We start from the raw sequence: 7,650 nt of genomic DNA, 5'->3' as shown, positions 1-7,650 counted from the left end.
GAAGAGATCTAAGAGTCCCAACAGCGCATTCGTTTTTGACCCGGTGGCGATTCTCTCAGTATAAAAGAAAAGCTCATCCCCGACTCACTGGGACGAGCTTAATATACCAACATCGTATTCACGCATCCAGCCTTACGGCTGCTCGGTCCGCCCGAGGAATTTCGAGGAAGTGATTCAGGCGGACAACCCTGCGAACCTAACCGCGTCGCGGCCGCCCCGTAGGGGCTTAAGGTTCTCGGGTTCGTGAATACGAGAGAGTTATATGACATTGGTGCTTATAAAAAATCTTTAAGAAGAAAGGAATCAAAAATATGGGGAATAACACATATAAAAGAATTGGAACAATTTTTATGATTACAGCAGGAGTCATATATACCATTGAAAGATGTGTTGCAAGTATTTCATTTGCATTAATTCAAGCAGGGTATGCTTCGCATGGTACAAATACAAATTTTAAACTAGAATATCCGGGATTTTTTGATAATTTTTTTGTCTGGTCCTTTTTGTTTATTGGGTTTCTATTGCTGGCATATGGATTTCCAAAAGATAGAGATAAACTATAAACTTCTTGAATTAACGGAAAACACATTTTTTAAGTAATTCGAAGAAGGCACCAACATCGTATTCACGCGTCGCAGCCTCACGGCTGCTCGGTCCGCCAGAGGCCTTTTAAGGAAGCTGGGTCAGGCGGACAACCCTGCGAACCTAACCGCGTCGCGGCCACCCCCGTTGGGGGCTTAAGGTTCCCGGGTTCGTGATTACGAGAGACGTTGTGTGAAATCTCTACAAATTCATAAAAGTAAGTAACTCTAAGGAGTGGACCAATTGACCAGAATCCAGGCAGTATTTCTCGATCGGATGGTACGATTGGAGGGACGGGTCATTTTATCCATCCTAGAGATTTTGAATTATACCCCTTAGCTCAAGAGGCGATTAATAAACTTAAGTTAGAAGGGTTTAAAGTTTTCGCTCTAACGAATCAGCATAGAATTGCAAGAGGACAGGCTACCATTGAAGACTTTAGAAGCCAATTTGAACAATTTGGTTTTGATGATTCCTATATTTGTCCTCACGGAAATGAAGAAGATTGTAACTGTAGAAAACCTAAGACAGGAATGCTTATTCAAGCAGCACAGGATTATTATTTGGATCTAAAGAAATGCATAGTAGTTGGTGATTCCGGAAATACAGACATGATTGCAGCTCATGAAGTTGGAGCGATTAAGATTTTGGTGCTAACTGGATGGGGCAAGTCATCCTTGAAACAATATAAGCATACTTGGGAGAATGTTTCCCCGGATTACATAGCCCAGGATATAATTTGTAACCGCCTGTTGCCATTGAGCGGAAGTTGAAGGACTCTACTCCGGAAAAACGGTATAACGCCAGATCGAAGAACAGCCAGCCGGTGTTGGATGCTTTTTCAGCATGGCTCCAAAAGCAGAGTGGTCGAGCCCTTCCCAAGAGTAAACTCGGGGAGGCGATTGGGTATTGTCTGAACCAGTGGGTGAAGTTGACGGCCTTTCTGCTGGACGGACGGCTCGAGCTCGACAACAATCGAAGCGAACGCTCCATAAAGCCGTTCGTCATTGGTCGGAAAAACTGGATGTTCTCCAACACGCCCCGCGGGGCCAAGGTCAGTGCGGTGATCTACAGCATCGTGGAAACCGCCAAAGAGAACGGCCTTCACCCTTTTTACTACTTGTCCTACCTGTTTGAGAAGCTGCCTCAGTTGGCTGATCCGAAGGATCCAAAAGTCTTGAACAAGTTACTTCCATGGTCAACTACGTTACCGTGCGCTTGGACATACGTCATTACCCGATTTACAGCTAAAAGAAATGAAAAGGGGGGCAACTCAGCTGGGAGAGCGCACGCTGGCAGCGATGAGGACAGGGTTCATTACCGCGTGCAGGGAACGAATGAGAAAGCGTCGAAGGAATTGCAGCGTCGACGAGCACGGGGTCTGAATGAATCTACCGCTGCAATCTGCATCGGTGATAAGGCACAAAATAGAACAGGCGCAGCCAATTGGCTGCGCTTTTATCGTGATGTATTATGTTCGACTTGCGGATTTTATGTTTTCGTTTTTCGAACTTCTTTACGGTAAACAAATTTGTGCCCAGACCAAAAGTCATCAACAGCGCATACTTTGACATCGACCAACCCGTTGCTTTGACCCAAATGTCGCACAAGATTACCATTTAAGCTGGTCTCAACTTTCGAAGAGCCTTTTGGCCAGGAAATCCACAGCATTCCTTCCGAAGAAAGATAGGGGATCAGTCTGGGAAGCCGCACAGCTAAAAGGTCAAAATCAGTAGAAAAAATATGCATAAAATCAAACTTTTCTTCCAACTCCCCAAATATTTCAACCCCTATAGGCAATTCACCCAGATCTGTCAAATAGTTAATCGGAGCATTTTCAACATAGATTGAGAAATTATCCTTAATTCCCAATTTCGCAGCTAACGATTTTGTAGAGTAACCGGCCATTGGTTTATCTCACTCCCCACTCCCACATTCCATATGCAGTTTTTTTATTCAGAGGAAAGCCCAACTGCTTGGCCAACAAAGCGATTTGTCCGCGATGGTGGGATTCATGAGAGATGAGATATCCAAGGAACGCAACAGGATGAGGCTTAAAGCCCTTGATTTTGTTTTCATTCAATCCGATCCGAAGCAACTGTTCGACTCTTTCCCCTGAGTCAATTAAACATTGTGCCAGCTTGGTCATGCTTCCTGCATCCTCTTTCTCCAACTCCTCCAAACCTTCCAGTAACGCCGGAGCCGCCTCTTTAAACCACATAAGCCGTACCTTGTGCAAATGAAAGAATTGTTCACCGATTCCCCGGCCTTTACCGCCAGGAGGTGAAATTTCCAGCGCCTCGGAAGGAATAGATTCCAATAAAAACAAGTTAATGCGGTTGTGAATGCTCCATGTTTCCAATAATTGTTCAATCATCGCTTCCTGCCTCCTATCATGTTATTCATTTACGGTCCTGCTCCTTATATTGTTTGAGGAGCCATCTTACGATATATTGATCGTATGCCGTAATGCTTTCAAGGTAACATTGAATAGTGACAGATTCCGTCATCATTTGAAAAAGAGACATATATAGGTGTCGTGACATGTCTAAATCCAAACGGTTAATTGAATTGTTTATGGTGGTTAACACCAAAAGAAAGTTTACTGTCAAGGAATTGGCGGAGGAATTCGGCGTTTCTAAGCGGACGATGATACGCGACCTGCAAGAGCTTTCCGAGCTTGGAGTACCTCTTTATTCTGAAGTTGGCGCTGCCGGAGGCTACCAGGTGCTACGGGAAAAAACGCTCCCACCGATTCGTTTTACCGAAGACGAGGCTATTGCCATGTTTTTTGCTTATCATTCATTGGAGCAGTATGCGGATTTACCTTTTGAAGCATCTTCCATTTCCGTGTTAAAAAAGTTTTACCACTACCTGCCGAGTGAAGCAAAAGTGAAAATTGACAATTTGAAAAATAGATTTCTATTCAAAATACCCAACCATCCCATTTCCACCCCCTTTTTGAAAACGATTCTGGAGGCGGCGCTGGAACAGCATGTTATAAGCATAACCTATGATTCTGAATCCGGCATAAGCGACCGTGATATACAAGTGGTTGGAGTTTATTCTGCTAACGGTTTATGGTATGCACCGTCTTTTTGCTTTAAAAGCAATGAGTACCGCTTGTTTCGGATTGACCGTATAACAGTGGCGCGTACAAAGGATGACCAGACTTGTCTTAAAGATTTGCAATCATATACATTATCGGAATGGTTTGCATACCAGCAGAAAAAACACGCCATTGATTTGGAGGTGAAACTTACTGCAAGAGGAGTGAAGCGTTGTCAGTCCGATATTTGGCTGTCTTCGGATGTGACGGTTTTGCCGGACGGGACTGGAATGATCCAAACTTCCATTGATCCTCCCTATCTATCTTGGGCGGTTAATTTTTTTTTTAGGCTATGGTGAGGATGCCGTTATTGTGAAACCCGATTTTGTTGTTAATATGATGCGGCAAAAAATCGAGCAACTGAGAAGAAATTATGAATGAGACAGACCGCCGCAATTGCCCGCTTTCCTGATAGGCTGCAATATGTTTGGTCCGTACTTCCTGCAACGTCTCTTCCAACACGTCATCCATCCCCTCACTCGTGTGATGGATTCATTGTGGAAGGATTTTCTTCCTATGAACAGGTGTGCTCTATTTGGCGCTTACGCAGGCTGGGCTGCTCGGTCCGCCCGAGGCATTTCAGGGGAGTGGAGTCAGGCGAACAACCTTGCAAACCTAACCGCGTCCCGGCCGGTCACTTCGTGACCTTAAGGTTCTCCAGTTCGTGAATACGAGAGACGTTATGCCAAACCAACAAAAAAAGGTGATTGTGTTGTCTGTAGCATCAATTATCATTGAGCCTAAAGATATACAATTCTATGTCCCCGTTTCAACGGAGGCTTTTTTTCAGAGTTGTTGGGTCCCAGCCATCAAAGAATTAAATCTACAATTAATTTCTTTATTTAATCCTGGATTAGATCTTACTAAAAAAGACCTTTCTCATCTCATAGAAGAGTTAGAAATATTAAAAAAATGGGCTGAGACTAATTTAGATAAAGATGAATATAATTATATGAAGAGAAGAATTGATTTTCTCATAGTTAAATTAATAGAAGTGTTCACAAATGATGAAGTTGTAGTGTTCATTGGTTAACCATCGGGATTACATAGGGCTACCTGAATTCTGGAATGAACATTTTTCTAAAATTTCATTATTTGATGGCATCACTAAGATGAACTAAACTTCCGATAACATCGCATTCACGCATCGCAACCGAGTGCCTGCGCTCGAGGCATTTCGAAGGAGTTGATCCAGGCTTACAACCCCGCACCGACTAGCCGCATCGCGGCCGGCTCCTCCGGAGCACAATAAATCATCTGATTTTTTTTGAAATGGGTGTAATTACAATTGATTAGAAGAAACTTTGGTTTCATTACAATTGTTTTGATCTATGTATTATGCTTTATTTTCTTTGATCGATTGTTTGGTGAGACTCCCGTAAACCTTCTTGGACTGGGCAGAAGTGATGGTGGATCAAATTTATTAATAAACATTTTTTGTTATTCGGTCATATCGTTATCGATTTACATTCCAATAGGGCTTTTCATTGTTAATAAAGTAAATTGGATTACTCAGGGGCTTATTGGTTGCCTATTGGCAATTTTAGCTACATTTTTAGTAGTAATTTTTTTGTACATGATTTCTATAGAACAAGATTTTAACCCACTCTAATTCATATTTAATAACGCAGGGTGGCAAGGACTTCACCAACATCGCATTCACGCTGCGGAACCTTACGGCTCCTTGGTCCGCTCGAGGCATTTCGATGGAGATGGTCGGTCGGACAACCCTGCGAACCTAACCGCGTCGCGGCCGGCTCCTCCGGATCGGAGCCTTAAGGTTCTCGGGTTCGTGAATACGATAGACGTTATGTGGATGCTAAAACAAAAAAATAGAAAGGATCTCGCTTATGACCTCTAAAAAATTGATTTCATCAAGTATGATTCATTTCAGAAGAACTACGGAGGATGACATCGATTTTATAACTTCAACTGAACAAGATCCTGAAAGCAGGGAGTACATCTTTACATGGACAAGGGATAAACATATTCAAACGATTAACAGTGAGGATCACTTACATATTACAATTGAAAACAATGAAAAACGAAAAATTGGATACATCATTCTTGCGGGTATATTAAATCAGAATAGTTGCATTGAATTGGTAAGAATAAACATTGGCGAAAAAGGCAAAGGATATGGAAAAGAATCCGTAAAACTAATTCAAGATTTTGTATTCAATGTTTTAGAAGCCCATCGGTTATGGCTAGATGTAAAAGAACATAATGATAGAGCAAAACATGTCTATGAGTCTGCCGGTTTTAAAATAGAAGGGATATTACGAGAATGTATTAAGAAGGACGATATTTACGAGTCATTAATAATAATGGGAATATTGAAGAATGAATATCATCGGTGATTTTGTTGGCATTTCAAGAAGGAAGGACTTAACATAAACACCGTATTCACGAATCGGGTCGGCTTTTGCCGCCCTCGGCTCGCCCGAGGGATTTCAAGGAAGTCGATTCGGGCGGACAACCTTGCGAACCTAACCGCGTCGCGGCCGGCTCTTCGGACTTAACGCGCGGTGTGAGCTATGACGGCGGTCGTTCGATCGCATGCGTCCTTCAGCAGCTTCTTCTGGCCGAAATATCGCCGTCTGCCACGCCATTCGCATCCGTCCTTTCTCTCTGAGTCGTCTGGAGTCTCATGTCTATGGAAGATATCGGGAAAACCCAGTTACACGCGTCAAGTCGAAAGAGTATTCCATCTTTTTTTGTCAACAGAGGTGTAACAATGTCAGAGATATCTGCCCGTTTGGTACAGAGACAAGACCTGCCCAAATTACTTCAGTTGTACAAGCATTTACATGAGCAAGATCCTGAACTGCAGTTTAATAATGAACTTGAAGAGCTATGGAATGATATTTTAAGTGATAAATACATGAAGATCATTGTAATAGAGCTGAACGGCGAACTGATCTCCTCTTGTGTTTTGAACATTTTGAAGAACTTAACAAGAAGTGCAAGACCTTATGGACTCATCGAGAATGTAGTAACACATAAGGAATATAGAAGAAAAGGGCTAGGGAGAATTGTGTTAAACAAGGCAATAGAAATAGCTAAGGAATTCAATTGTTATAAGGTCATGTTAATGACAGGACAAAACAGAGAAGAAGTACATCATTTTTATGAGAATGTCGGATTTAAAAAAGGCTTGAAAACAGGGTTCCTCATGAAGATTGAATGATATATAGAGAGTATTTTTTTTCGAAGAAGCAGCGGCATCAGTTAAAAATAGAATTCACGCATCGCAGCCATTCGTCTGCTCGGTCCGCCGGGGGACTTCGAGGAAGTGGATCCGAAACAACAGTCAAAAACGTTCTGGAGGCATATATGCTTCATCACATAGAACTGAATGTTTCAAATCTAAAAAGAAGTATTGAATTCTGGGGTCCGATTTTTAATGAGCTTGGTTACTCTATATATCAAGAATGGGAATATGGGATAAGTTGGATTAGTGGAAATACATATATTGTCTTGGTTCAAACAGAAGATAAATATTTGGATATTCCATATCACAGAAAAAGAGTAGGAATGAATCATCTTGCATTCCATGCTAGCTCAAGAGAGCAAGTAAATAAAATCACATATCAACTAGAAAGTAATGGCGTCCCAATATTATATAAGGACAGACATCCATATGCGGGAGGATCATTACATTATGCTGTGTTCTTCGAAGATCCCGACAGGATAAAAGTGGAAATTGTCGCGCCTACTTCAAGATAACATTGGATTACTACAAAAGAATTGGAATTGACAACATAGACGTCAAATAAAAAGGTGAGAAAAGATGCTCCATTTTCACGATGTTGTTGAATCCGAGGAAGAGATCGGGTCTGTCAATAATTTTGTGTAAACTCATCTATTGAGAATCTCCCCCGAGGGGGAGATTAGCTCTCAAGGCAAATGCGGGCCGATCCGATCCGGATAGAAAACGGATAGCTGGAGAAGCATCT

At 42.2% G+C, this 7,650-nt stretch carries 9 protein-coding genes and 2 pseudogenes; 8 read left to right on the top strand and 3 right to left on the bottom strand.

Annotated features, from left to right (window positions below):
- The first annotated feature begins 311 nt into the window (after positions 1-311).
- The 3 genes and pseudogenes from GE107_RS26130 to GE107_RS26120 form a co-directional block, all read left to right on the top strand.
- Complete coding sequence (locus tag GE107_RS26130; protein ID WP_219644637.1) at positions 312-563, top strand: hypothetical protein; 252 nt, start codon at positions 312-314, stop codon at positions 561-563.
- A gap of 261 nt (positions 564-824) precedes the next feature.
- Positions 825-1,259: pseudogene (locus tag GE107_RS26125) on the top strand (HAD-IIIA family hydrolase); the annotation flags it as partial.
- Between the two features lie 63 nt (positions 1,260-1,322).
- A pseudogene (locus GE107_RS26120) lies at positions 1,323-1,795 on the top strand (IS66 family transposase); the annotation flags it as partial.
- 278 nt (positions 1,796-2,073) lie between these two features.
- On the opposite strand, the gene GE107_RS26115 reads toward GE107_RS26120, so the two are convergent.
- Both GE107_RS26115 and GE107_RS26110 read right to left on the bottom strand, forming a co-directional pair.
- A complete protein-coding gene (locus GE107_RS26115) occupies positions 2,074-2,490 on the bottom strand; it encodes a hypothetical protein (RefSeq protein WP_219644636.1) in 417 nt (138 codons plus the stop codon).
- Positions 2,491-2,494: 4 nt separating this feature from the next.
- On the bottom strand, positions 2,495-2,959 hold the full coding sequence (locus GE107_RS26110) for a DinB family protein (RefSeq protein WP_219644635.1): 465 nt from the start codon (positions 2,957-2,959) through the stop codon (positions 2,495-2,497).
- Positions 2,960-3,126: 167 nt separating this feature from the next.
- Between GE107_RS26110 and GE107_RS26105 the strand changes: the two genes are divergently transcribed.
- Positions 3,127-3,990: a helix-turn-helix transcriptional regulator gene (locus GE107_RS26105; protein WP_219644634.1), complete on the top strand. Its 864-nt coding sequence runs from the start codon at positions 3,127-3,129 to the stop codon at positions 3,988-3,990.
- Here the strand turns inward: GE107_RS26105 and GE107_RS26100 are convergent.
- The gene (locus tag GE107_RS26100) at positions 3,977-4,162 is read right to left on the bottom strand and encodes a hypothetical protein (protein WP_219644633.1); all 186 of its coding nucleotides are present in this window, start codon (positions 4,160-4,162) and stop codon (positions 3,977-3,979) included. The two genes, GE107_RS26105 and GE107_RS26100, sit on opposite strands and share 14 nt — an antisense overlap.
- Before the next feature lie 211 nt (positions 4,163-4,373).
- Here GE107_RS26100 and GE107_RS26095 point away from each other — a divergent pair, with 211 nt between their 5' ends.
- The 4 genes from GE107_RS26095 to GE107_RS26080 all read left to right on the top strand — a co-directional run bounded on the left by GE107_RS26095 (position 4,374) and on the right by GE107_RS26080 (position 7,420).
- On the top strand, positions 4,374-4,724 hold the full coding sequence (locus GE107_RS26095) for a hypothetical protein (RefSeq protein WP_219644632.1): 351 nt from the start codon (positions 4,374-4,376) through the stop codon (positions 4,722-4,724).
- An 817-nt stretch (positions 4,725-5,541) separates the two neighbouring features.
- Positions 5,542-6,051, top strand: a complete 510-nt coding sequence (locus tag GE107_RS26090; protein WP_219644631.1) for a GNAT family N-acetyltransferase — start codon at positions 5,542-5,544, stop codon at positions 6,049-6,051.
- Between the two features lie 296 nt (positions 6,052-6,347).
- On the top strand, positions 6,348-6,881 hold the full coding sequence (locus GE107_RS26085) for a GNAT family N-acetyltransferase (protein WP_255570883.1): 534 nt from the start codon (positions 6,348-6,350) through the stop codon (positions 6,879-6,881).
- Between the two features lie 146 nt (positions 6,882-7,027).
- Positions 7,028-7,420: a VOC family protein gene (locus GE107_RS26080; RefSeq protein ID WP_219644630.1), complete on the top strand. Its 393-nt coding sequence runs from the start codon at positions 7,028-7,030 to the stop codon at positions 7,418-7,420.
- The last annotated feature ends 230 nt before the right edge of the window (positions 7,421-7,650 follow it).

Origin of the sequence: Cohnella sp. CFH 77786, assembly GCF_019400745.1 — a bacterium.
GTDB lineage: Bacteria > Bacillota > Bacilli > Paenibacillales > Paenibacillaceae > Cohnella.
The sequence above is the reverse complement of the archived record's forward strand: the minus strand, read 5'-3'. Positions and strand labels throughout refer to the sequence as shown.